This window comes from Yersinia massiliensis (assembly GCF_003048255.1).
Lineage (GTDB): Bacteria > Pseudomonadota > Gammaproteobacteria > Enterobacterales > Enterobacteriaceae > Yersinia > Yersinia massiliensis_A.
In genome coordinates, this window is the sequence record NZ_CP028487.1 from 2,248,082 (window position 1) to 2,271,963 (window position 23,882).

Genomic DNA, 23,882 nt, shown 5'->3' on the forward strand with positions numbered 1-23,882 from the left:
GGTCGATATTATGACGGGCTATCCATCGAGCCGAAACGGCCACTGTTAAAATCAGCAATAGCTTCATTTATCTGCTGTTGTGAGTTCATAACAAATGGCCCGTAACCGACGATCGGCTCATCAATGGGCTCACCACTGAGTAACAATAGCAGGGCATCATTGTTGGCTTCGATACTCACATGACTGCCCGCCGCATCCAGCAGCACCATCTCAGCATCACGCGCAATCGCATCACCATTGACTAATACGCTACCCCGAAGGACGATTAAAGCCGTATTCCAACCAACGGGCAGAGAAAACTCAGCCACTTTCCCCGGATTCAACCGGATATCCCAAACGTTAAGGGGAGAGAACGTATGGGCAGGCCCCAGTGTATTAGCGTAATCACCCGCGATTACCCGCAGACTCCCCGCATCGTCCGGCAACGCAACCTGTGGAATATTTTCACTGCGGATCGCCTGATAGCCAGGGGCGGCCATTTTATCCTTTGCAGGCAAGTTGACCCACAGCTGTACCATTTCAAAGGCACCACCTTTCTGGGCAAAGCTATCAGCATGAAATTCTTCATGCAAAATACCGCCGCCTGCTGTCATCCATTGCACATCACCAGGACCGATAACACCGCCTTTACCGGTTGAATCTCGGTGCTCAACTTCGCCATGATAAACGATGGTGACGGTTTCAAAGCCACGATGTGGATGCTGCCCAACCCCTCTACGGTGTGTTGTTGGGGTAAAATCTGCGGGCCCTGCATAGTCTAACAGCAAGAACGGGCTTAGCTGTTTGCCATGGCTTTGATACGAAAATAGTGAACGCACAGGGAAACCATCACCGACCCAATGTTGGCGTGGTGCGCGATAAATACCTTGGACTTTTTTCATCTCAATCTCCTCGCAACGTCGTTTCTATTTCAGATGTTTTTTGTAGCAGATAGCGCTGATGACAGCGTAATACGATACCGCCATCCTACTGTTAAACCCTTCTGCTCCAAGTGGGAGAAAGTATATATTTAGGATAATTGAGGCGCTAGGTAGCAAAATTACTTATTAGTGTCCTATTATTGGAACAATAAGGGTGGTAGGACGATAACGGCGAGGCAGACATGCAAGATCTCAATGATCTTTACTATTACGCTGAAGTGGTCGAGCACGGCGGTTTCAGTGCCGCAGCTCGGGTATTAGGTTTACCCAAATCAAAGCTAAGTCGGCGGTTGGCGTTGTTAGAGGAACGGTTAGGTGTACGGTTAATCCAACGTTCAACACGGCGCTTTGCGGTAACGGATGTAGGTCGCACCTATTACGAGCATTGCAAAGCAATGCTAGAAGAGGCGCGTGCGGCTCAGGAGTCGATTGATCTGACGCGTGCAGAGCCACGAGGCGTGGTGCGCATCACTTGCCCTGTCGCGCTGTTGCAGACCACAGTCAGTAGCATGTTGGCAGATTTTATGGCCAGTTGCCCCTTGGTCACTATTCATCTCGAGTCAACGAATCGGCAGGTTGATCTGGTGGCTGAAGCCATTGATATCGCTATCCGTGTCCGGCCACCGCCATTGCAAGATAGCGATCTAGTACTGAAAATTTTGGGTAATCGCTGCCAATGTTTAGTTGCCAGTCCTGAATTAATTGCACGGCAAGGTGAAGTCAATATGCCCGCTGATTTGAGCGGTTGGCCGAGTGTTGGCTTAGGGCAACCTCAGCAAGAGTTTATTTGGCGTCTAGACGGGCCTGATGGCGCACATGCGGCTGTTTATCATCAACCTCGATTGGTGACGGCAGATATGACCACATTACGCAGTGCGGCGCAACGTGGCGTTGGAGCAGTACAACTTCCCGTCATGATGGTGGCAGAACAACTGGCGCAAGGGTCATTAGTTCAGCTACTGCCAACGTGGTCACTGCGTCATGAAATAATCCACGCGGTCTTTCCCTCACGGCGAGGTTTGCTTCCGTCTGTCCGTAGCGTGCTGGATTATCTGGCGTTGCGCTTTAGCCAGCTAGATGACAGGTAGTGGAGGGAGGCTGATCCGTTACCTGTGGCAAATAGCGTCTGTGGCAAATATCGACTTAATGTTTGTGGCGGTGATGTGAGTCGGGAAAATGCACATGAGTATGCGTCATTGGATGATGTTGATGACGATGCTTATGGGGTACTCCCATATCGACGGGGTCATCGTGAGTATGATGATGATGTTCATCATGGCTATGTAAATGCTCGTGTTCTAACTCGTCGTGGATGTGTTGGTGCTCATGTCTTTCAGTCAGATGCAACCAAATGCCTATCGCCATCAGCAGGCCAGCCAATATCAATGGTATCGTGACAGTGTCACCCATCATAACCGCTAATACAGCACCCAAGAACGGCGCAATAGAGAAATAAGCGCCAGTGCGCGCGGTACCAAGATGGCGTAAGCCAATCACAAACAACGCTAAACTGACACCATAGGCAAAGAACCCGACCAATAACGCACCGGTTAAATTAAGCAATGGAGGTAAGGTAGCGCCGAGTACGAAAGCAAGGCTGAGATTGACGATACCCGCCACCAGTCCTTTGACACTGGCAATCCACGTTGCATCGGTTAACGACACTTTTCGGGTCAGATTATTGTCAATACCCCAGGCGAAACAGGCACCTAAGATAGCCAACGTAGGCCACAAACCCGCAAAATGCGCCTCGCCGGGCCAACTGAGAATGGCGGCACCTGCCACAATTACGATCATGCCTAGCGCAATACGGCGATCAAAATTCTCTTTAAAGGCAAACCATGCAAGCAGCGCGGTAAAAACACCCTCGGCGTTGAGCAATAATGAAGCCCCTGATGCAGGCATTCCGGTAAGGCCTATCATCAGAAGTACGGGGGCGATAACGCCACCGGCCGTAATCGCGCCGATAAACCACAATAATTCGTTTCGCGGCAGGCTAACGGAAGGTGAACGGGCGACCAGCCGATAGAGTGCCAGACCTGCACCTGAGCCAAAGTACAGCAAACCTGCCAATAGCCACGGGCTAACCGTGTTGAGTAATAGCTTTGCGAGCGGGGTTCCAGCACCAAATAACAGCGCAGCAGTCAGTGCTGCCAATACGCCGGGTTGCCGCAGTCCATCATGCCATTTCATGGAATAACTCTAAAAATAACGAGGAGTGATAATTTTAGCTCAAGAAAAAGCCGGAAAACCACTCCTGCATCAGAGATTTCTCAGTAGGAGGACTTTCCGGCAATTTAATATCAACTATCAACAGTTTGTCTATGGAACAATTCGCGGAACACGGGGTAAATATCTTCAGGTTCGCGAATATGCTGCATGGCAAAATTCTCAAAATTGGCCTGTAAATCCTCATATTCACGCCACAACGTTTGATGAGCGCGACGGGTAATTTCAATGTAACTGTAATAACGCACCATCGGTAGGAGCTTCTTCGCCAGCAAATCATGACACAGTGGTGAATCGTCAGCCCAGTTATCCCCATCAGAGGCTTGGGCAGCATAGATATTCCACTGTGCGGGGTCATAACGCTCCTGCACCACTTCATCCATCAACTTTAACGCGCTGGAGACGATGGTTCCGCCAGTTTCTTGCGAATAGAAGAATTCCTGTTCGTCCACTTCTTTGGCTTGGGTATGGTGACGGATATACACCACATCCACATTTTTATAGGTCCGGCTCAGGAATAGATAAAGCAAGATATAAAAACGTTTTGCCATGTCTTTTGTGGCTTGATCCATTGATCCTGACACGTCCATCAAACAGAACATGACCGCTTGGCTGGAGGGCTCGGGCCGGCGCTCATAGTTTTTATAACGTAGATCAAACGTATCAATAAAAGGGACACGGGCGATTTTTTGCTTTAACTCAGCAATGGCTTTACGTACGCGTTCTTCTTCCAGCAGTTGTGCTGGTTCAGAGTTTTCCAACACACTGAGCGTTTCTTCCAACTCGCGTAGTTCACGGCGTTTACTGGCGGTCATGGCAGTACGCCGAGCGAGTGAATTTTGCAGCGATCGCACCACGCTGATATTGGCAGGTACCCCATTAGAGGTGTAGCCCGCACGGTGAGTTTTAAATTCGGTCAACTGCTTGTACTGGTTTTTCTTCAGGTTGGGCAGGGCGAGATCTTCAAATAGCAAGTCAAGATACTCATCTTTGGAAATCTGAAAGACGAATTCATCCTCACCTTCACCGTCCTGGCCCGCATTCCCTTGACCACTACCGCTGCCGCCACCGCCACCTTGAGGGCGCTCGACCCGATCATTGGTGACAAAATGGTCGTTGCCGGGATGCACCCGATGACGTAATCCCCCTCGACCCTGATGGAACATTGGCTCGTTGATATCATCAATAGGTATCGAGACCGACTCTCCGCTCTCAATATCAGTAACGGATCTTTTATTGATGGCATCGGAAATAGACTGTTTAATTTGCGACTTATAGCGGCGTAAAAAGCGTTGGCGATTGACCATGCTTTTGTTTTTGCCGTTAAGTCGTCTGTCAATGAAGTAGCCCATATGTCCCCCAAACGACTTTGCCACCATCCCCTGCATCTTTCGCGCTGTTGCTGTGTTGGCTGCCTTTACTCACCCTAGTCACTTAGCGGACTAAGCTCCTAGGGCCTCGTTCAGTTGCCGCCTTGCTACAACACGAAAGCTTTGGGGCTATCCCCTGTATTTATCGCGCTGTTGCTGTGTTGGCTGCCTTTACTCATCCTAGTCACTTAGCGGACTAAGCTCCTAGGGCTGCCTTGACTCACCCCAGCCACTTAGCGGACTAAGTGGCTGGGGCTTTATTCTGCTTCCACAGCACGAAAGTTTTTGGGGCTATACCTGATACCGAAATATATCGATATTAGGGTTATGATGATTTTCTTACCCGCAGATACCATTCACACAGCAAGCGAACCTGCTTACGGGTATAACCTTTTTCCATCATCCGATCGACAAAGTCATCATGTTTCTTCTGCTCATCCGTCGAGGTCTTAGCATTAAAGGAAATCACTGGCAGCAATTCTTCCGTATTCGAGAACATTTTCTTCTCGATCACTGTGCGCAGCTTCTCGTAACTGGTCCAGTTTGGATTACGGCCATTGTTATTCGCTCTGGCGCGCAAGACAAAATTGACGATTTCATTACGGAAATCTTTCGGGTTGCTGATACCCGCAGGTTTTTCAATTTTCTCCAATTCAGCATTCAGCGACTCACGGTCGAATAACTGTCCAGTATCTGGGTCACGGTACTCCTGATCCTGAATCCAGAAGTCGGCATAGATAACATAGCGGTCAAAAATGTTCTGTCCATACTCTGAATAGGACTCCAGATAAGCGGTCTGAATCTCTTTACCGATAAATTCGGCGTATTTCGGGATCAGATAACCTTTCAGATGTTCGAGATATTTTTCCGCGACATCTTGCTGGAATTGCTCACGCTCGATCTGTTGCTCCAACACATAGAACAGGTGTACGGGGTTGGCGGCAACTTCAGCATGGTCAAAGTTAAACACTCTCGACAGGATTTTAAAGGCAAAACGAGTCGAAAGGCCGTTCATCCCTTCATCTACACCAGCGTAGTCTCGATACTCTTGATAAGACTTGGCTTTCGGATCGGTATCTTTCAGGCTTTCGCCGTCATACACCCGCATTTTGGAGTAAATACTGGAGTTTTCCGGTTCTTTCATTCGAGACAGAATCGAGAAACGAGCCAGTGTTTCCAACGTGCCGGGCGCGCAGGGCGCATGGGTCAACTCACTGTGATTTAACAGTTTGTCGTAGATCTTGATCTCTTCCGATACACGCAGGCAATAAGGCACCTTGACGATATAAACACGGTCAAGGAATGCTTCATTGTTTTTGTTATTGCGGAAGGTGACCCATTCTGATTCATTCGAGTGAGCAAGAATAATGCCACTGAATGGCAGGGCAGATATCCCCTCAGTCCCGTTATAGTTGCCTTCCTGTGTTGCAGTCAGCAGCGGATGCAGCACCTTAATTGGTGCTTTGAACATTTCGACAAATTCCATTATCCCTTGGTTTGCGCGGCACAAAGCACCGGAATAGCCATAGGCATCAGGGTCGTTTTGGGCATGATTTTCCAACTTACGGATATCCACTTTACCGACTAACGCAGAGATATCCTGATTGTTTTCATCACCGGGTTCTGTTTTTGCAATCGCAATCTGTTCAAGAATTGAAGGCCAGACTTTGATGACTTTGAACTTAGTGATGTCTCCGCCAAATTCATGAAGGCGTTTAGCGGCCCATGGTGACATGATCGTGCCAAGATAACGGCTAGGAATACTGTATTCCTTGGCCAGAATCGATGCATCCTCTTGCGGGTTGAACAAACACAGTGGGTGATCATTGACCGGACTACGCTCTCCATTGGCACTTAATATGTAGATAGGGACTCGCTGCATCAGCGCTTTCAGACGTTCAGCCAGTGAAGATTTCCCCCCACCTACTGGGCCCAGCAGATACAGAATTTGTTTCTTCTCTTCCAACCCTTGAGCGGCATGTTTGAGATAGGACACAATCTGTTCTATGGCTTCTTCCATGCCATAAAACTCTTCAAAAGCAGGGTAGCGCGCAATGACGCGGTTAGAAAACAGCCGAGACATGCGGGACTCAAGTGCGGTATCGACCATGACTGGTTCACCGATAGCCATTAGCAAACGCTCAGCCGCATTGGCATAAGCACTGCGATCTTGCTGGCAGATGGTGAGGAACTCCTGCAGTGTGAACTCTTCGTCCTTGGCCGCCTCATAGCGTTGGCGATAGTGATCAAATATGTTCATAGCGATGCCCGTCCTGTTTGAATGGTTGGGAACTCAAAATAGTAGTAGCGCTTTATTGGGTTAAAATTTTGAAACTACTACCTTATTGTTATGGTCGCGTCTCCTCTAAAGGTCAAGTAACCCTTGACTAACAATTTTCCACCCTAAGAACAATAAATAACCATTAATCGGTAATTAAAGCTATTTTTTAATTCGTTGCTAGTTTTTTATATAAGATTCATCGTGGTTATCAATTCGAATATCTCGTTATTTTATTGTAATCAAATCTACGTAAATTTTTAGGTTATCATTCCGTCTATTACCGGTGATGAGTTGTAAAAACAATAGGGATATCAGGCTAACCTGTGTAAAGATTTCGCCACTGGCAACCAATTGATTTACACTAAGTTAACTAATTATTTTGTTATCTATGGGATTTCATCTGTGAAAAAGAACGATACAAAAATGAAGCAAATAAAGACGCTGGCGGCATTGGCTGTGGTAACGGCTGTGTGTATGCCAACCGCAATGGCAGGAACCTGGTCTCTGGGGGCTTCTGCATTAGTCAGTCCAGACCCTTATCGCGGAAAGAATGACCGCGTCTATCCAGTCCCAATCGTTTCTTACGAAAGTGATAATTTCTATTTCCGCACTTTGGCTGCAGGTTATTACCTCTGGAAAGACGACAGTAACCGCTTATCAATCGATGCTTATTATTTACCGCTGCACTTTACGCCAGGTGACAGTGATGACTACCAGATGAAGCAGTTGGACAAACGTCGCAGCACCATGATGGCAGGGATGTCATATTCTCATATTGAGGATTGGGGGACGTTGCGAGCGATGTTCTCTGGCGATGTGCTTGATAATAGCGGTGGCTTTATCGGTGATCTTGCTTACCTTTATCGCTATAACGTTGATAGCTGGACATTAACGCCGGGCGTTGGTGTCAGTTGGAACAGCGGTGATCAAAATAGCTATTATTATGGCGTAAGTCGTGAAGAATCTGCACGCAGTGGATTAGCTCAATATAACCCAAGCGACAGTTGGGCGCCGTATGTTGAGTTAACCGCGAACTACAACATCAATCCAAATTGGAACGCGTTCTTCACTGGTCGTTATATTCGTTTAGCAAGTGAAGTGAAAAATAGCCCGATGGTTGATGCGTCATATACCGGCATATTGTGGACGGGTGTGACTTATACTTTCCGCTAATATAGCGAGCATCATTTTTTGCATGCTATTTAAGCAATAAAAAATGGGGCATTAAGCCCCATTTTTGTGTCCATAGCCGATGCTACTATCAGGCGTTTTTGCGGCTACGAATCGTCATCGCCAAGCGGGCAGGCGAATCAGGTGTCGCGACCAAAGGCTTATTCACACGCGCTGTTTCTACGCAAACCATCGTTTTATAGCCATCATTTGGCATGTCAACCATGCTACTCGCCAGTTCAGCTCCTGGATTCCAAGCGACAACATCACTTTGATGATGATGATGCACTTCAATCGTACGTTTCAGGGCCGCATCCTTAATCAGGCTATAGGCATCAGGTTGTGTATAGATACGGTCAGTTTGACCCTCAAAGACTAAATCGCCTTGCTGTTTTGCATCCGCAATTTTAAGTACTTTATCGAAATATGTCTCACCCAGCCCGCTTACCTTAATCTGGTTGATATCGCCAATCTGGAAGTAAGTATGCAGTGCAGCAACGGCTTGATAATCACCGTGCGATTCTAGCTCCATCTCGCATTCATCCCCCAATTTAAAGCGGGCGATTAACGTGAATGGATGAGGCCAGAATTTACGTGAGGCATCGCTGTCTTCCAAGGTGAAGGTCAGAATCACCCCATTTTCATTCTCATCATGGGCACTAAGTGTCCAAGGAAGAAGACGCGCAAAACCGTGTGACGGTTGTGCAGATGGACCAAACCAAGGCCAACAAATGGGTACACCACCACGAATAGCGACACCGTCTTTAAATGGCGTGTTGTTGCTAAGCCAAATAATAGGTTGTTCACCGCTCGGTTGGTAAGCTAACAAGTGTGCACCTTGCAAACTCACAGCAGCACGCACCTTCGGATGGGATACCACCACGATAGGCAAATCATCTAACTGACGTTGGCTGATGTAAGGTGAAATTTGTTCAACAACAGGAAGGGTGAATACTTTCTCGTTCATTCGTTTAGCCTTATGGGAAAGGGAGCTTGAGATCAATTGAACTTCAGTTATTCGATAATATCACAGGCATTAAGACTTGCAGCAAACGCAGCGGATAGTTGTGGTGAATCATTGATATTGCGCAATTTATTCCTGTCCTTCTTGAACCCCCAGACCTGCTTATTCGCACCATTCATTAACTGAAAAATAATGACCTGCTTTAGAAAAGTAAATGTGACTATTTCAGTTGCATGGGTTTTATCAAACTCTCTGCTGGTATCCCGAACAGGGTATGCAATTTCCAGATCATTGGTAGAGTTAGGCTACGTTTGCGATTAAGTATTTCATAGACACGATTGCTTCTGCCAATCGCGGGCATAAGATCTTTTGCGCTTAGACATGATTGTTCCATACGAAATTTAATCGCCTCGACTGGGTCGGGCAGATCAACCGGAAAGTGCTTTTGTTCGTAGGCTTCAATCAAGACAATCATGACCTCTAAAAAATCACCTTCAGGGGTATTGGGTTCTGGCTCATTATCAAACAGTGGAGATACCGCTTTTAATGCTGCGCGATAATCTTCTTCATTGCGGATTGGCCGGATTATCATTATTACTTACTCCAACTCGACATGGTCTGCATCTACACTGTCATACTGTCTATGCGAACCAATAAATTTTATGTATACCGCCCCAAAACGATAAGCAATAGCGGTAATCATTCGATAATCATTTCCCTTGATGTTAAATACGACTCGTCGGCTTTTTAGGACGCTCGCACTGCGAAACTGAGCTTTTATATCACAGGGGGTAGCCCACTGAGCATGCTTAACTTCATCAATCCAAGCTTTTAGCGGCTGTTCTGTCTCAGGATGTTTAGCCCAGAACGTCGTTAATGCACTGATGGCGATGATTCTCATAATGGTAATAATAGTCCCTTAATGGGACAGATGCGCTTCAATATCCCGAACTGGGATATTGAAGCGCATCTGTCCGTAGATACCAGTATTTGTAAAAGTAAGTTCCTGAACGTATTACTACGGTACTGATATGTGAGGTGCTAGTAGAAAGTGGCATAAATGCGAAACGTCTCGTCATTTATTGACCGTTTTAGTGGGGGGAGGCGATTGAGGGCCAATAAAAAAGCCACCCGAAGGTGGCTTTTGGCAGAACTCGACATCAATCCATTATTTGGAGATGTGGGAGATCAGATCCAGAACTTTGTTTGAGTAGCCAGTTTCGTTATCGTACCAAGAAACCAGTTTCACGAAGTTGTCGTTCAGTGCGATACCTGCTTTAGCGTCGAAGACTGAAGTCAGTTTTTCGCCGTTGAAGTCGGTAGAAACAACGTCATCTTCGGTGTAACCCAGAACGCCTTTCAGCTCGCCTTCTGAAGCCGCTTTGATTGCAGCACAGATTTCTTTGTAAGAAGCTGGTTTTTCCAGACGTGCAGTCAGGTCAACAACAGAAACGTTAGGGGTAGGAACGCGGAACGCCATACCAGTCAGTTTGCCGTTCAGCTCTGGGATAACTTTACCTACAGCTTTAGCTGCGCCAGTAGATGAAGGGATGATGTTCTGGGATGCGCCGCGGCCGCCGCGCCAGTCTTTGTGAGACGGGCCATCAACAGTCTTCTGAGTTGCGGTAGTCGCATGCACAGTGGTCATCAGCGCTTCAACGATACCGAATTTGTCGTTGATAACTTTAGCCAGTGGAGCCAAGCAGTTAGTGGTGCAAGAAGCGTTAGAAACGATTTCTTGGCCAGCATAAGCTTTGTGGTTAACGCCCATAACAAACATAGGGGTGTCGTCTTTAGAAGGACCAGTCAGAACAACTTTCTTCGCGCCAGCAGCGATGTGCTTACGTGCAGTTTCGTCGGTCAGGAACAGGCCAGTTGCTTCAGCAACTACGTCAACGTTAACTTCGTTCCACTTCAGGTTAGCCGGATCTCTCTCTGCGGTAACACGGATGGTTTTACCGTTAACAACCAGATGGCCGTCTTTTACTTCGACAGTACCGTTGAAACGACCGTGTGTTGAGTCGTATTTCAGCATGTATGCCATGTAGTCAGCATCCAACAGATCGTTGATTGCAACGATTTCGATGTCAGAACGTTCCTGAGCAGCACGGAAAACAATGCGACCGATACGGCCAAAACCGTTGATACCTACTTTGATAGTCATATATTCCACCAGCTATTTGTTAGTGAATAAAAGGTTGGTTGTAAAATTACAAAAACCTTACCGAGCGTCAAGCGGAATCGTGTCAATTATTGCTACAAATCAAACCAAGCAGGGTAGATCGAACATTAATCACGCGTTTCCAGATACGATTAGCCTCTTTTTTATATTGGGGCGAATTATTCAGTTTAAAGTGAGAATCCGTAATATTTGAGATTTTTATCACAATTATTCCGTCTCCACTTCGATGGCATACAGTTTAGGACAATTTTAAATGCTTTGTTGTTAATTTTTTGTTATTATTAGATGTTGTTTTCGTTGACTTTATTCCCCGCCAGAGAATCGCACAAATGGCTAAAGAACTGAACCCTACAGAAAATATTGAGAAACTGTCTGACATTCAACGGCATGTCACCCAACAGCATGGGACTGAAGCCCCCTTTAGCGGCAAATTGCTGCATAACAAGCGTGAGGGGGTCTATCAATGCTTATGCTGCCATCAACCCCTTTTTATCTCTGAATCAAAATTTGATTCAGGTTGTGGTTGGCCGAGTTTTTACCAACCCATAGATGCTGAATCTATTCGCTATATTGATGATTATTCACATAATATGCATCGGGTTGAGATTCGCTGTGGCAATTGTGATGCGCACTTGGGGCATGTTTTCCCTGATGGTCCACAGCCTACGGGTGAGCGCTATTGCGTTAACTCAGCATCGCTGAATTTTGTTGATGATCAGAATGGTGAACAAACGGCCGGTTGAGATAGTGCCGATGCAACATTTTGATACATGAAAAATCGATTCAGCTTGTTATTCATTTCGCTAAGGATGCTCTGATGGAGCTTGAAGACCTGATTTCAGTGATGAACCCTGAAATATATCAACGTTTAGTGCAGGCAGTTGAACTGGGTAAATGGCCGGATGGTGTGGCGCTGACACCTGAGCAAAAAGAGAATAGCCTGCAAATAGTGATGTTGTGGCAGGCGCGCCATAACAAGGATGCTCAACATATGAGTATTGGCACTGATGGCCAGATAGTGATGAAAACCAAGCAAGAGCTGAAGCAGCAATTCAGCCAACCGACATTGGTGAAATTAAAGCCAGAGTAAGGAATGTCCTTCGAGATGATTGGCACTGGTTAACAGTCTGAACAACAATTACAGTGTGAACAACGGAGCCGATTGGCTCCGTTAAAGTTTATATCGAATCGGGTGCTATTTTTGGTTCGTGTTAACAGGGTCCAACAGTTGCGCCAAAGTCAGTAATTCTGCGCCCGCATCACGCATGGCATCAAATGCTTGCTGGCTATCCTGCGGTTGTATGTTTACGCCTCGGCAGCCGTCGACAATGACAGTGGCTTTATACCCAAGCGCTAAGGCGTCTAACACGCTGTATTTCACGCAGTAGTCCGTCGCCAGTCCCATCACAAGCAGATGGTTGATATCTTGTTGTTTCAGCCAATCATCAAGCAGTGTTTTAGCCCGCCGATCGTTGTCAAAGAAAGCACTGTAGCTATCAATCTCGGGATCTTGTCCTTTGCGAAAGGTCGCCATGATCGCCTCATGTTGTAACTGTGGATGCCATGCCGACCCAAGGGTATCTTGCACACAATGCACTGGCCACCATACCTGCGCCAAACCATTTAAATCTCCGATAGTCCATGGCTCTGCATTTGAGTTAACCGCAAAACTGCGATGTTCTACAGGGTGCCAATCTTGGCTGGCAATAATGGGTATATCGAGATTGAGGCAAGCATTGATGACGTGATTTGCAACTGCGATGACGCTATCACCTTCAGAGACTGGCAGTGCGCCACCGGGGCAAAAATCATTTTGTAAATCAACTAAGAGTAGAGCCGTGTTCATTGATGCTCCGCAGGATCAGTGAGTATCCGTTAACTCGCCACGTAGGTTTTGTTGCATTAACCGGCGAATCTCTTCAGGGGAGAGCGTTTGGCTTAACAAATAATGCAACTTTGTTAGTGCGGCTTCAACCGTCATATCAAAGCCGCTGATTACCCCAGCATGCGCTAAGGCATTGCCGGTTGCATAGCCTTCCATATTGACGCTACCAGAAATACATTGAGTTAGATTTATCACCACGATACCGCGCTCGCTGGCATTTTTTAGCTCATCGAGCAATTCTGCTTTTTGCGGGGCATTCCCTACGCCATAAGATCGTAAAATCAAAGCTTTTACCGGCTGGAGTAAAAAATTACGCACGACGGCACCTGAGATGCCGGGGTAGATAGTGACTACGCCTATTGGTTGCGGTGTGATGTTATGGACGGTGAGGGGGCCGTTATTTACCGGTGACTCAACGGATGCGATGCGACGAATGTGGATACCCGCTTCGAGCAGGACGGATAGATTCGGCGAGGCAAAAGCATCAAAGCCGTCAGCATGGGCTTTGGTGGTGCGATTACCCCGAAATAGTTTGTTGTTAAAGAACAAGCTGACTTCATTGACGGGATGATTAGCGGCGAGATAAAGGGCATTGAGCAAGTTGGTTTGGCCGTCAGAACGCAGTTCGGCCAAGGGAATTTGTGAACCGGTAACAATCACTGGTTTGGACAAATTTTCAAGCATGAAGGAGAGGGCTGAGGCGGTAAAAGCCATGGTATCGGTACCATGCAAAATGACAAATCCGTCGTACAAATCGTAATTCTGTTGAATGTCATTAGCGATATGCTGCCAGTCTTCAGGCGTCATGTCTGAGGAGTCAATCAATGGCGCATACTCATGGATAGTGAAATCTGGCATTTCAGGCCGATGGAATTCTGGCATCAGGGCAAGCTGACGTTGCAAATGGCCGGACACAGGAATGTATCCATTTTCTGAACGTTGCATACCAATAGTACCGCCCGTATAGGCGACATAAATAGATTTTTTCTGCATGAGCATTGGGACCTGAAAAACGCTGAATGAGATAGATGAATTATAGGGAGACTGGTGAGGAAAAAAAGCCCAGCATAGGCTGGGCAGGATCGGTTGTTGTTTTTTCTAGCAAATATCACGAAGGTACTAGCGAACATCACCACAAGTTAGACACAACGCATAGCGGTTCTGTGGGTCATTCAGCGTATTAAGCAAGTTCGGTTGGTCATTAACCATTTGCGCTACTGCTGAAATCGGTGCGGGTAGCCATGCTTGAATAGCCGATGGCAACATCGCCTGCACTGAAGCACTCATCTGGCCGAAAATCAAATCAGTCAGGCTAGGCTCATCCACAAACCAATTCAATTGCCACGTTTTCAGTTGGGCTAATTCTGCCACTTTCTTCACAGCATCATCAAAGTCACCCAATTGATCGACTAAGCCGTTATTTTTCGCATCTAATCCAATCCACACATGACCTTGAGCGATTTGGTCCACCTGTTCTGGTGTTTTGTGGCGAGAAGTTGCGACCAAATCAATAAAGGTCTTATAACCATTTTCGATATTAATTTGCATCATCTGAGAGAACTCAGGCGGCAAGTTTTTAGTTATTGAAATATCAGCTAAAGGTGAGGTGGCCACGCCGTCCGTATGTACGCCAATACTTTCGAGTGAATTTTGGAAGGTATTAATGACACCGAAAATACCAATCGACCCCGTTAAAGTGCTTGGACTGGCAACAATAAAGTTAGCTGGTGTAGAGATCCAATAACCTCCAGATGCTGCCATACCGCCCATTGACACCACTAGTGGCTTATTCGCGGCTCGCAATGCAGATAGCTCAGAACGAATCAGTTCAGAAGCACTAACACTACCACCTGGGCTATTAACGCGCAGGATAACGGCTTTGATTTTCGGGTCTAAACGTGCCTGACGAATTTGCGCTGCTAACGTTTCGCCACCAACATTTCCCGGTGTCTGCGGGCCGTCAATAATGGCACCATTTGCGAAGATAACGGCTATCTGCTCACCCTGTTGTGGTGGTGGCGTTGGCTGATAGTCATAAATACTGACGAAGTTAAAGTCGTTGTTCTTTTTATCCCAACCAAAGGTTTGGACCAAAAAAGTTTCCATATCGGGACGTGAAGCTAGCTGATCGACCAGCTTATTATCCAACGCATATTTCGCGGGTGAGCCACCTGCAGCTTGTAAGCCACTGATAACGCCTGCTGCGCCAGGGAACAGTTGCTCCGGCGTTAGCTGCCTATTGGCGGCCATTGCGCTAAGATAATTATCCCATAACCCGCCAATCCAACGGCTATCAGCTTCACGAGCAGCCGGTGACATATCATCACGAATCATAGGTTCAACGGCAGATTTATAGGTTCCGACGCGGAAGATATTGGTGGTGACTTTCAGTTTTTCGAGCAACGACTTGTAATAGAGGTTATTGCTCGCAAAACCATGCAAGTCGACAGCACCTTGAGGTGATAGATAGATTTTATTAGCGAAGCTGGCTAAATAGTATTGGGTCTGATTGTAACTATCACCAACCGCATATATGGGCTTGCCGCTGTCACGGAATTCTCGCAGTGCTTTGCCGATATACTGCAACGAAGGCTGGTCAGCGCCGGTAAAATCGCTCAGAGATAGCACCATGCCATTAATATTATTATCGGTTTTAGCAAGACGAATGGTTTCGACGACATCAAACAGGGAGTTTTCTTGTAACCGATTACTGGATGCCCCCAATAACTCACGTCCTAATTGACGCAGCTTATTGTTGACGGCAGGTTGATCAACGACCACACCACTCAAATTAACTAATAATGCACCTTTTACCGGTTCCACCGGCTTAGATTGAAACTGTAAATAAACACCTACACCGACCAAAATGAGCAGTATAAGGAAAAGATTAAGGATAAATTCTCTGACAAAATTCAATAGCCGCCAGGTCCACTTGAAAAAACCAGAAAAGATTCGCCACAAAGTGTGCATGTTATCTCCAACAAAACCGCGCAAGTATGGCTATCCTAATGACCTGACGTATAAAAGTCAGCTTTAAATCGCAGAGTAACCTCGCTATTTGGCCAACACTGGTAACAAAACGACAACTTATGTTACCGTGCTGAAAATAAAAATCGTTATCAGGAGAAAGTGATGGATGCGTTGGAATTGCTACTTAACCGTCGTTCGGCGTCCCGTCTGACGACTCCCGCCCCGACGGGGGAGGCATTGGAGCATATTATTCACGCGGGTATGCGCGCGCCAGATCATGGTACATTGCAGCCGTGGCGCTTTGTATTAATCGAAAACGACGGTTTAGAACGTTTTAGTCAATTACTACAAAAAGCAGTTCAACACGATGGTGCAGACGAGGCGGTGTTAGAGAAGGCAAAGCAGGCACCTTTTCGGGCACCTTTAATTATCACTGTCATTGCCCATGTCACTGAGAATCCCAAAGTGCCTAACTGGGAACAGGTGGTTTCTGCTGGCTGTGCGGTTCAAGCAATGCAAATGGCAGCCTTAGCGCAGGGATACAATGGGATTTGGCGCACGGGATCTTGGACTCACCATCCGGTTGTTCGTCAAGGTTTTGCTTGTCGTGATCAAGATGAAATTGTTGGGTTCCTCTACTTGGGTACACCACAACTAAAATCTGCAACGAAAGTTACGCCACCGGATTACTCAACTTTTGTTCGTTATTTTTAAGGGCTATCAGTGCTATTTAGCTCGTTTATTAGCGCAGCTTCGATGACAAGCTGCGTTATCGCCTGCTTTGTGACCAACCTATCTACCCGACAGCGGGTCCCTACTTACCAATCCACGCCTTAGGCGCTACCATAGGCACTCTGGATACTTGCCCTATACGCAGCATTCCTGACTAAATAGTTTAACCTTCGGTTAAGCCGCTGATTACTGACCACCAGACGGGAGAGTGTTATGACATCGCCAGCGATACGTCTTACTCAATACAGCCACGGCGCGGGCTGCGGTTGCAAAATTTCACCAAAAGTATTGGATAAAATTTTGCATTCTGAGCAACAGAAGTTTATCGATCCCCGTCTGCTGGTGGGAAATGAGACACGTGACGATGCGGCGGTCTATGACATTGGTAGTGGTGTTGGCATTATCAGTACCACTGATTTTTTTATGCCGATCGTTGACGATCCTTTTGATTTTGGTCGCATAGCCGCCACTAATGCTATCAGTGACATCTATGCCATGGGGGGAAAACCTATTATGGCCATTGCGATTCTCGGTTGGCCGATAGATAAATTGGCACCGGAAATCGCACAACAGGTCATCGAAGGTGGAAGACATGTTTGTCAGCAGGCTGGGATTTCGTTAGCAGGTGGTCATTCCATTGATGCGCCAGAACCGATTTTTGGTTTGGCGGTCACAGGCATTGTCAGTACAGAACAAGTGAAGAAAAACAGTGCTGCTAAAGCTGGCTGTAAGCTGTTTCTGACTAAACCGCTAGGCATTGGCATTCTGACCACAGCAGAAAAGAAAAGTAAATTGCGACCAGAACATCAGGGCGTTGCGACTGAAACAATGTGCCAATTGAATAAGTCTGGTGCTGACTTCGCCCATATCCCCGGTGTCACAGCAATGACGGATGTGACCGGTTTTGGTCTGCTGGGGCATTTAAGCGAAATCTGTCAAGGCTCTGGCGTTCAGGCAACGCTACATTTCTCTGCGATCCCACGTTTACCTGCCGTTGAAAAGTATATTGCTGAGGGCTGCGTGCCGGGTGGCACAGAACGTAACTTTGATAGCTATGGTCATCTGATAGGTGACATGACCGATCTCCAGAAAAAACTATTATGTGACCCGCAAACTTCCGGTGGCTTACTACTAGCCGTATTGTCCGAAGCTGAAACCGAGGTACAAGCAGTTGCGGCACAACATGGTTTGACGCTCAGCCCTATCGGTGAATTAAGCGAAGTTGATCATCATCGGGCGCTAATAGAGATTGCAGAATGATCTTTTCTTTGACGTATTTATGCGGTGAATGATGCGACTTTTTATTGCCGAAAAACCTAGCTTGGCACGAGCAATAGCAGATATTTTGCCAAAACCGCATCGTCGGGGTGATGGATTCATTGCCTGCGGTAATGATCAAATGGTGACATGGTGTGTGGGGCACTTATTGGAGCAAGCTCAGCCTGATGCCTACGATAGCCGCTATGCGCGCTGGTCACTGGCTGATTTACCGATCATTCCCGAAAAATGGCAACTTCAACCGCGTCCGTCAGTCAGTAAACAACTAAATGTAATCAAACAGTTATTGCTACAGGCCGATGAAGTCGTTCATGCGGGTGACCCCGATCGTGAAGGGCAGTTACTCGTTGATGAAGTCTTGGATTACCTCGAGTTGGTGGCTGAGAAACGCCAAAATGTGCGCCGTTGCCTGATTAACGATTTAAACCCGCAGGCCGTCGAACGTGCGGTCGAGCGATTACGCGATAATCGGGAGTTTATCCCGTTATGCGTCTCTGCCTTAGCACGTGCTCGCGCCGACTGGCTCTATGGCATCAATATGACCCGGGCTTATACCATTCTTGGCCGAAATGCGGGCTATGATGGTGTTTTATCCGTCGGCCGCGTGCAAACGCCGGTCTTAGGGCTGGTGGTGCGCCGCGATGAAGAAATTGAAGATTTTGTCTCCAAAGATTTTTTCGAAGTGAAAGCGCATATTGTCACACCTGCAGATGAGCGTTTTGTTGCGCAGTGGCAGCCGAGTGATTCCTGTGAATCCTATCAGGATGAAGAAGGGCGGTTACTGCATCGGCCCTTGGCTGAACATGTTGTCAACCGCATTACAGGCCAACCTGCATTTGTTACATCCTATAATGATAAACGGGAATCAGAAATCGCGCCGTTGCCATTCTCGTTATCGACATTACAGATTGAAGCAGCGAAAAGATTTGGGCTAAGTGCACAGCAAGTGCTGGATATTTGCCAGCGTTTGTACGAAACGCACAAATTGATTACCTATCCTCGTTCAGATTGCCGATACCTACCAGAAGAGCATTTTGCTGGGCGTCATTCGGTACTTAATGCAATTAGCATTCATCAAGCAGATTTGTTGCCACTTGAGGTGATGGACAGCGATCGTCGCAATCGTTGTTGGGACGATAAAAAAGTCGACGCTCACCACGCTATTATCCCTACAGCACGCGCGAGTCACGTGAACCTGACAATTGATGAGGGCAAAGTATACCGTTTAGTCGCGCAACAATATCTGATGCAGTTCTGCCCTGATGCGCAGTTTAGAAAGTGCGTCATTGAATTGGATATTGCTGGCGGGAAGTTTATTGCGAAAGCCCGTTTTCTGGCAGAAGCGGGTTGGCGTACCTTGCTAGGCAGCAAAGAGCGTGATGAAGAGAATGAAGGCGCACCTTTGCCTGTCGTTGAAAAAGGCGCTGAGTTATTGTGTGAGCGTGGTGAGGTGGTCGAACGGCAAACACAGCCGCCAAGGCCCTTCACAGATGCCAGCTTATTATCAGCGATGACAGGTATTGCACGTTTTGTTCAGGATAAAGAGCTGAAAAAAGTGTTGCGCGCAACGGATGGCCTGGGTACTGAAGCGACACGTGCAGGGATCATTGAGCTACTCTTTAAACGTACATTTTTATTTAAAAAAGGGCGATATATCCATGCAAGTCCTGCCGGAAGAGCATTGATTCACGCTCTACCGGATATTGCAGCACGACCCGATATGACGGCGCATTGGGAGTCGACGCTGACGCAAATTAGCGAGAAAAACTGTCGGTATCAGGATTTTATGCAACCATTAGTGGCTACGCTGCAGGACTTAATTAGTCAGGCAAAACAAAACCAAAACCGCTCATCTCAGGTGTTTCGTGGGTTGCCAGCTGCGCCGTCAGGGGCAACAAAGAAACGAAAGAAAACACCGAGCAAAGCCAAGGAGATTAAGTCATGAAAACATGGGTATTACTAGGTTTTATGGGCTTTGCCACACTGATGTCCAGTGCGGTGATGGCCAATCGTAACAATGTTGATGTTGTCGTCCCATTACCACCTGAGGTTTGGAATAACTCCTCAAATCGCAATAGCAACAATAATCCTTGTACCCGCTGCTGTATTTATCAGAACCAGAATTATTCGGAAGGTGCAGTGTTACGAATCGAAGGTGAAGTGTTGCAATGTGTGCGTGATTCCAGTGTGGTCGGCACCAATCCATTGATATGGAAAAGATTAACACGATAGCTTGACTGAGTGGTCACCCAAACTTAACCCAGTGCGAATAACTGCCTGTATGTAATAAAAGCATCTAAGAGTGGAATGTCTGCCGGTGCCAGTGGATAGGCATAAGCATCCACTGGTGGCAACCAAACAAAGGCCGAATGGCAATGTCGTTCCGGTTCTCCACTGAAGGATTTAATGTGCCAGGCATGGAGCCGGATAATATTCTTACCCGAATCCCATTGGTTGGTGGCGATATAACCGGCGACAGTAGCGACAATATTTAACTCCTCGCTAAGTTCCCGAATCAATGCTTGAGGCTGGTTTTCGCCAGCCTCAACTTTTCCGCCAGGAAATTCCCATAAACCAGCTTGATCACTAGAGGCGTTTCGCTGAGCAAGCAAAATTTTATCGTTGCGTTCGATAATTGCGGCGACAACTTCGATCATTTGAATTTATCCATATCGCTCAGTGACAATAAAATAGTACTGCCAGTTATTAGGCCACTCTATTAATTAGAACTGAAATTCAGACCAAACAGGAGCGTGATCGGATGGTTTTTCCATTCCACGGATCTCATAATCAATCCCTGTGGCAATACAACGAGCGGCTAATGGGGGACTTGCCAACAGTAAGTCAATGCGTAGGCCTCTATTCTCATCAAAGCCTCGTGAACGATAATCAAACCACGAAAATTGATCGTTGCAATCCGGATTTGCAGCTCGGAAAGTATCGACTAAACCCCAATTTTGTAATTGTGCCAGCCACTCACGCTCTTCAGGTAAGAATGAACACTTTCCAGTACGTAACCAGCGTTTACGACTATCTTCCCCGATACCAATATCTAAGTCCGTCGGGCTTATATTAATATCACCCATAACCAATACTTGGGCGTCGGTTGAAAATTGCTGTTCTAAATACTGCTGTAGATCTGCGTAAAAACGGGCCTTTGCGGGGAATTTTGTAGGGTGGTCGCGACTTTCCCCCTGCGGGAAATAACCATTAATAACAGTTAGAGGACCTTGTGGTGTCGCAATGTCAGCCATGATGATGCGACGTTGCGCATCTTCTTCATCTGTTGGGAAGCCACGACGTACTGCTAAAGGTTTTTCTTTCGTTAACAGTGCAACACCGTAATGGCCTTTTTGCCCATGATAAAATACGTGATAACCGTATTGGCTGACATCCTCCAGAGGAAACATGTCGTCATGCACTTTTGTTTCCTGAAGGCCGATAACATCAGGCTGATGTTGCTCAATTATTGCGGCGAGCTGGTGCGGTCTTGCTCGCAATCCATTGATATTAAAAGAGACAAACTTCATGGTCAACACCGTTGATTCGTAAAGAAATAGTTTTGAATATTAGCAGATACAGAATCAAAATGTAATCCACAAACAAGATACAATGAGTGATCGAAAATGATATTTACTGTTTTAGTTTTGGAGTTCTTATTACGTAATGCGAATTCTAAAAATAATTTAAAGTGGTCAATAGACTTTTGCGAAGATTAACTTTTTATTTAAAATTGATAGTTGTTCTATTTCTAGAGTTCTACTTATTCTTAATTGTATTAATAATGTTTGAATGTAATTAGAGGTGAAGTGAATAGGATGTTGATGAGTGGGTAGTGATTGTGTTATCTAAAAAGTAACTTAAGTATCGACTCGTCAATTAATTTTATACTCCTTTATAAGTTGATGTGAATTGATTTTCATCGTTCATGATGATGATAATTAATGCACGATAGTGTGATGCATGTATCTTTCCTAAGTGAGTTTTAAAGTTGTACATTCAGATGTACCAATTGATTTTGTAACATGACAAACAAAACATAATGATTATAAATCATGGAACTACGATCATTTGTCTGTTAGAAATAGAGGTAATGCTAAGGTGTTAATATATAAAGAATCATCAAGATATATTAGTGTGAAGTATATTCTCACTGTAAGTATCTATGCAGAAAACATTTATATTGTAATTATTAAATATAAAAATCATATATAAAATTCATTCAATGCTAAATTATGCTTTTAACTAATGGCAAGAATGTATCAATACATATTTATTTCTATGGATTTTTACTCAAAGGACTAGTGAATTATGTTTCTATCTAGAAAGCTAGAAGCCTTTATGGCTGTGGTTGAAAATGGCTCGTTGAGTAAGGCTGCTAGGGTGATGAATAGAACAACACCGCCCGTGGCAAAATCAATCAAAGACTTTGAATATATTATCGGGAAAAAGTTATTCAAGCGAGAAAAGTTCGGTATGAGTTTAACTAGGGATGGTGAGGTTTTATATAATGATCTAAAAGATCTGTATCAGCAGGAGAAAGAGATAACCAAAAAACATCTTACTGGTCATGTATCCAATGTTATCAATCTGTATTACGACTGGGGTAAAAGTGAAAGTTTGACAAAAATATATTTAATGGCTGAAAAGAACAACATTCAAGCAAACATAATTAAATTTTATTATGAAAGCATCGATGATATAGGAGATTATGATGGGAACTCATTGATTCTATCATCGGAAATTATATCTAGTGATAGATTTATGCTACTGAATGAAGTTCCAGATAGTGGATTTGGTATTTATGGCAGGAAAGGGATTGCGAATGAGAGTCAAGATGTATTAAATATACTCCACAATAACATTTGGCTATGTAATCCTATTGTATATAGAAGCCAATTTGTTAAGAATCTAGAGGAATCTGTTAAAAAACAACATGGTAAGGTTAGTGTTAGATTGGTTGATAATTTAGCGTGTTGCTTGAGTTTTATCTATTCTGGGCGCTACATCTGCATTACAGATTCCGTGATGGACAATTTTAATGGTAAATCTGAACTTGAGTTTATAAATTTCTCGAGCTTAAATCATGGAGGTAAGTTATATTTTTATAAGTCACGTTCCCATTCCAGTGTCTTGAATAGACTGATCGATTATATTCAAACACTGGACTAAACTTATCTGACTTTTAAATGATGTGACGTTGTTTGGTATCAGGTAATTTCACAGTATTTTTCTTTGGGTGAAAGTTATTTCAACTTAATCGTCAAGCGTAAAATATATATCAATAAATCAATCCATAATGAGGAGCTGCGCCGCAACGCTCGGCGCGAACCTTGTCGAAGGTTCTCACCTTCCCCAGATTGAAGCTATTTTTGAGTTAAAAGTTTGCTGAATGCGTAGGGAGTTTGTAGAGATGGTGGTGGGGGAAGGATGATTCGTCACTTCGTTCCTCACCCTTCGGGCCAACGCGGTGCGTTGTTGTCTCGCTACGCTCGGCGCGAACCTTGTCGAAGGTTCTCACCTTCCCCAGATTGAAGCTATTTTTGAGTTAAAAGTTTGCTGAATGCGTAGGGAGTTTGTAGAGATGGTGGTGGGGGAAGGATTCGAACCTTCGAAGTCGATGACGGCAGATTTACAGTCTGCTCCCTTTGGCCGCTCGGGAACCCCACCACTGATTCTGTGGTTTTTACTAAAAATGGCCTGACCTAATGCTGAGACATTGATAGATATGCAATAAATGGTGGTGGGGGAAGGATTCGAACCTTCGAAGTCGATGACGGCAGATTTACAGTCTGCTCCCTTTGGCCGCTCGGGAACCCCACCACTGGCCTAACATGCTTAGCAACGCTCTCTTGGTAAGCGGGGCGCATCATATCAAATGAAGCGCCCCTGTAAAGACTT

22 protein-coding genes, 2 tRNA genes and 1 other RNA gene are annotated in these 23,882 nt (G+C 45.8%); 9 read left to right on the forward strand and 16 right to left on the reverse strand.

Translation table 11 applies throughout. The features are described 5' to 3' along the window. Positions 1 to 8 precede the first annotated feature (8 nt). The gene (locus tag DA391_RS10575; RefSeq protein ID WP_050080662.1) at positions 9 to 881 is read right to left on the reverse strand and encodes a pirin family protein; all 873 of its coding nucleotides are present in this window, start codon (positions 879 to 881) and stop codon (positions 9 to 11) included. Positions 882 to 1,102: 221 nt separating this feature from the next. Between DA391_RS10575 and DA391_RS10580 the strand changes: the two genes are divergently transcribed. Then, on the forward strand, positions 1,103 to 2,008 hold the full coding sequence (locus DA391_RS10580; RefSeq protein WP_050285696.1) for a LysR family transcriptional regulator: 906 nt from the start codon (positions 1,103 to 1,105) through the stop codon (positions 2,006 to 2,008). A gap of 55 nt (positions 2,009 to 2,063) precedes the next feature. On the opposite strand, the gene DA391_RS10585 is transcribed toward DA391_RS10580, so the two are convergent. From DA391_RS10585 to yeaG, 3 genes are all read right to left on the reverse strand, one after another. Next, complete coding sequence (locus DA391_RS10585) at positions 2,064 to 3,113, reverse strand: DMT family transporter (RefSeq protein ID WP_057649415.1); 1,050 nt, start codon at positions 3,111 to 3,113, stop codon at positions 2,064 to 2,066. 110 nt (positions 3,114 to 3,223) lie between these two features. Further along, on the reverse strand, positions 3,224 to 4,501 hold the full coding sequence (locus DA391_RS10590) for a YeaH/YhbH family protein (protein ID WP_057644475.1): 1,278 nt from the start codon (positions 4,499 to 4,501) through the stop codon (positions 3,224 to 3,226). 343 nt (positions 4,502 to 4,844) lie between these two features. After that, on the reverse strand, positions 4,845 to 6,779 hold the full coding sequence (gene yeaG / locus DA391_RS10595; RefSeq protein WP_019210151.1) for a protein kinase YeaG: 1,935 nt from the start codon (positions 6,777 to 6,779) through the stop codon (positions 4,845 to 4,847). A 444-nt stretch (positions 6,780 to 7,223) separates the two neighbouring features. Between yeaG and DA391_RS10605 the strand changes: the two genes are divergently transcribed. Further along, entirely contained in the window at positions 7,224 to 7,973 is a 750-nt protein-coding gene (locus DA391_RS10605) for a MipA/OmpV family protein (protein ID WP_206286184.1), read from the forward strand. A gap of 88 nt (positions 7,974 to 8,061) precedes the next feature. Here DA391_RS10605 and DA391_RS10610 read toward each other — a convergent pair whose 3' ends face one another. The 4 genes from DA391_RS10610 to gapA form a co-directional block, all read right to left on the reverse strand. Beyond that, on the reverse strand, positions 8,062 to 8,937 hold the full coding sequence (locus DA391_RS10610) for a D-hexose-6-phosphate mutarotase (RefSeq protein ID WP_050080670.1): 876 nt from the start codon (positions 8,935 to 8,937) through the stop codon (positions 8,062 to 8,064). A 217-nt stretch (positions 8,938 to 9,154) separates the two neighbouring features. After that, the gene (locus DA391_RS10615; RefSeq protein ID WP_049607167.1) at positions 9,155 to 9,526 is read right to left on the reverse strand and encodes a helix-turn-helix domain-containing protein; all 372 of its coding nucleotides are present in this window, start codon (positions 9,524 to 9,526) and stop codon (positions 9,155 to 9,157) included. Positions 9,527 to 9,532: 6 nt separating this feature from the next. Then, the gene (locus DA391_RS10620) at positions 9,533 to 9,835 is read right to left on the reverse strand and encodes a type II toxin-antitoxin system HigB family toxin (protein WP_050873130.1); all 303 of its coding nucleotides are present in this window, start codon (positions 9,833 to 9,835) and stop codon (positions 9,533 to 9,535) included. A gap of 267 nt (positions 9,836 to 10,102) precedes the next feature. Beyond that, on the reverse strand, positions 10,103 to 11,098 hold the full coding sequence (gene gapA, locus DA391_RS10625) for a glyceraldehyde-3-phosphate dehydrogenase (RefSeq protein WP_019210148.1): 996 nt from the start codon (positions 11,096 to 11,098) through the stop codon (positions 10,103 to 10,105). A gap of 347 nt (positions 11,099 to 11,445) precedes the next feature. Here gapA and msrB point away from each other — a divergent pair, with 347 nt between their 5' ends. After that, entirely contained in the window at positions 11,446 to 11,859 is a 414-nt protein-coding gene (gene msrB / locus DA391_RS10630; protein ID WP_049607171.1) for a peptide-methionine (R)-S-oxide reductase MsrB, read from the forward strand. A 74-nt stretch (positions 11,860 to 11,933) separates the two neighbouring features. Continuing rightward, the gene (locus DA391_RS10635; protein ID WP_108087686.1) at positions 11,934 to 12,206 is read left to right on the forward strand and encodes a YeaC family protein; all 273 of its coding nucleotides are present in this window, start codon (positions 11,934 to 11,936) and stop codon (positions 12,204 to 12,206) included. Between the two features lie 105 nt (positions 12,207 to 12,311). Here the strand turns inward: DA391_RS10635 and pncA are convergent, their stop codons facing one another. From pncA to sppA, 3 genes are all read right to left on the reverse strand, one after another. Continuing rightward, positions 12,312 to 12,962, reverse strand: coding sequence for a bifunctional nicotinamidase/pyrazinamidase (gene pncA / locus DA391_RS10640; protein ID WP_050080672.1), 651 nt, complete (start codon positions 12,960 to 12,962; stop codon positions 12,312 to 12,314). A 15-nt stretch (positions 12,963 to 12,977) separates the two neighbouring features. Continuing rightward, complete coding sequence (ansA, locus tag DA391_RS10645) at positions 12,978 to 13,994, reverse strand: asparaginase (protein ID WP_108087687.1); 1,017 nt, start codon at positions 13,992 to 13,994, stop codon at positions 12,978 to 12,980. A gap of 126 nt (positions 13,995 to 14,120) precedes the next feature. After that, positions 14,121 to 15,971 carry a signal peptide peptidase SppA gene (gene sppA / locus DA391_RS10650; protein WP_108087688.1) on the reverse strand — a complete coding sequence of 617 codons (1,851 nt, stop codon included), beginning with the start codon at positions 15,969 to 15,971 and terminating at the stop codon, positions 14,121 to 14,123. 162 nt (positions 15,972 to 16,133) lie between these two features. On the opposite strand from sppA, the gene DA391_RS10655 reads away from it, so the two are divergent. The 4 genes from DA391_RS10655 (at position 16,134) to DA391_RS10670 (ending at position 20,213) form a co-directional block, all read left to right on the forward strand. Beyond that, positions 16,134 to 16,685 carry an NAD(P)H nitroreductase gene (locus tag DA391_RS10655; protein WP_050080676.1) on the forward strand — a complete coding sequence of 184 codons (552 nt, stop codon included), beginning with the start codon at positions 16,134 to 16,136 and terminating at the stop codon, positions 16,683 to 16,685. A 231-nt stretch (positions 16,686 to 16,916) separates the two neighbouring features. Beyond that, positions 16,917 to 17,963 carry a selenide, water dikinase SelD gene (gene selD, locus DA391_RS10660; protein ID WP_108087689.1) on the forward strand — a complete coding sequence of 349 codons (1,047 nt, stop codon included), beginning with the start codon at positions 16,917 to 16,919 and terminating at the stop codon, positions 17,961 to 17,963. A 31-nt stretch (positions 17,964 to 17,994) separates the two neighbouring features. Beyond that, complete coding sequence (locus DA391_RS10665) at positions 17,995 to 19,926, forward strand: DNA topoisomerase III (RefSeq protein ID WP_050285689.1); 1,932 nt, start codon at positions 17,995 to 17,997, stop codon at positions 19,924 to 19,926. Next, positions 19,923 to 20,213, forward strand: a complete 291-nt coding sequence (locus DA391_RS10670) for a DUF1496 domain-containing protein (protein WP_050080680.1) — start codon at positions 19,923 to 19,925, stop codon at positions 20,211 to 20,213. Before DA391_RS10665 ends, DA391_RS10670 begins: the two co-directional genes overlap by 4 nt. A 23-nt stretch (positions 20,214 to 20,236) precedes the next feature. Here DA391_RS10670 and DA391_RS10675 read toward each other — a convergent pair whose 3' ends face one another. Both DA391_RS10675 and xthA read right to left on the reverse strand, forming a co-directional pair. Beyond that, complete coding sequence (locus tag DA391_RS10675) at positions 20,237 to 20,638, reverse strand: pyrimidine (deoxy)nucleoside triphosphate diphosphatase (RefSeq protein ID WP_050285688.1); 402 nt, start codon at positions 20,636 to 20,638, stop codon at positions 20,237 to 20,239. 66 nt (positions 20,639 to 20,704) lie between these two features. Beyond that, the gene (gene xthA, locus DA391_RS10680) at positions 20,705 to 21,511 is read right to left on the reverse strand and encodes an exodeoxyribonuclease III (RefSeq protein ID WP_050080682.1); all 807 of its coding nucleotides are present in this window, start codon (positions 21,509 to 21,511) and stop codon (positions 20,705 to 20,707) included. A 781-nt stretch (positions 21,512 to 22,292) separates the two neighbouring features. Here xthA and DA391_RS10685 point away from each other — a divergent pair. Continuing rightward, a complete protein-coding gene (locus tag DA391_RS10685) occupies positions 22,293 to 23,153 on the forward strand; it encodes a LysR family transcriptional regulator (protein ID WP_050873125.1) in 861 nt (286 codons plus the stop codon). A 242-nt stretch (positions 23,154 to 23,395) separates the two neighbouring features. On the opposite strand, the gene DA391_RS10690 is transcribed toward DA391_RS10685, so the two are convergent. The 3 genes from DA391_RS10690 to DA391_RS10700 all read right to left on the reverse strand — a co-directional run bounded on the left by DA391_RS10690 (position 23,396) and on the right by DA391_RS10700 (position 23,804). Next, positions 23,396 to 23,522, reverse strand: a non-coding RNA gene (locus DA391_RS10690) — RtT sRNA. 44 nt (positions 23,523 to 23,566) lie between these two features. Next, positions 23,567 to 23,651 (reverse strand) — tRNA-Tyr (locus tag DA391_RS10695). A 68-nt stretch (positions 23,652 to 23,719) separates the two neighbouring features. After that, positions 23,720 to 23,804 (reverse strand) — tRNA-Tyr (locus DA391_RS10700). Between the last annotated feature and the right edge of the window lie 78 nt (positions 23,805 to 23,882).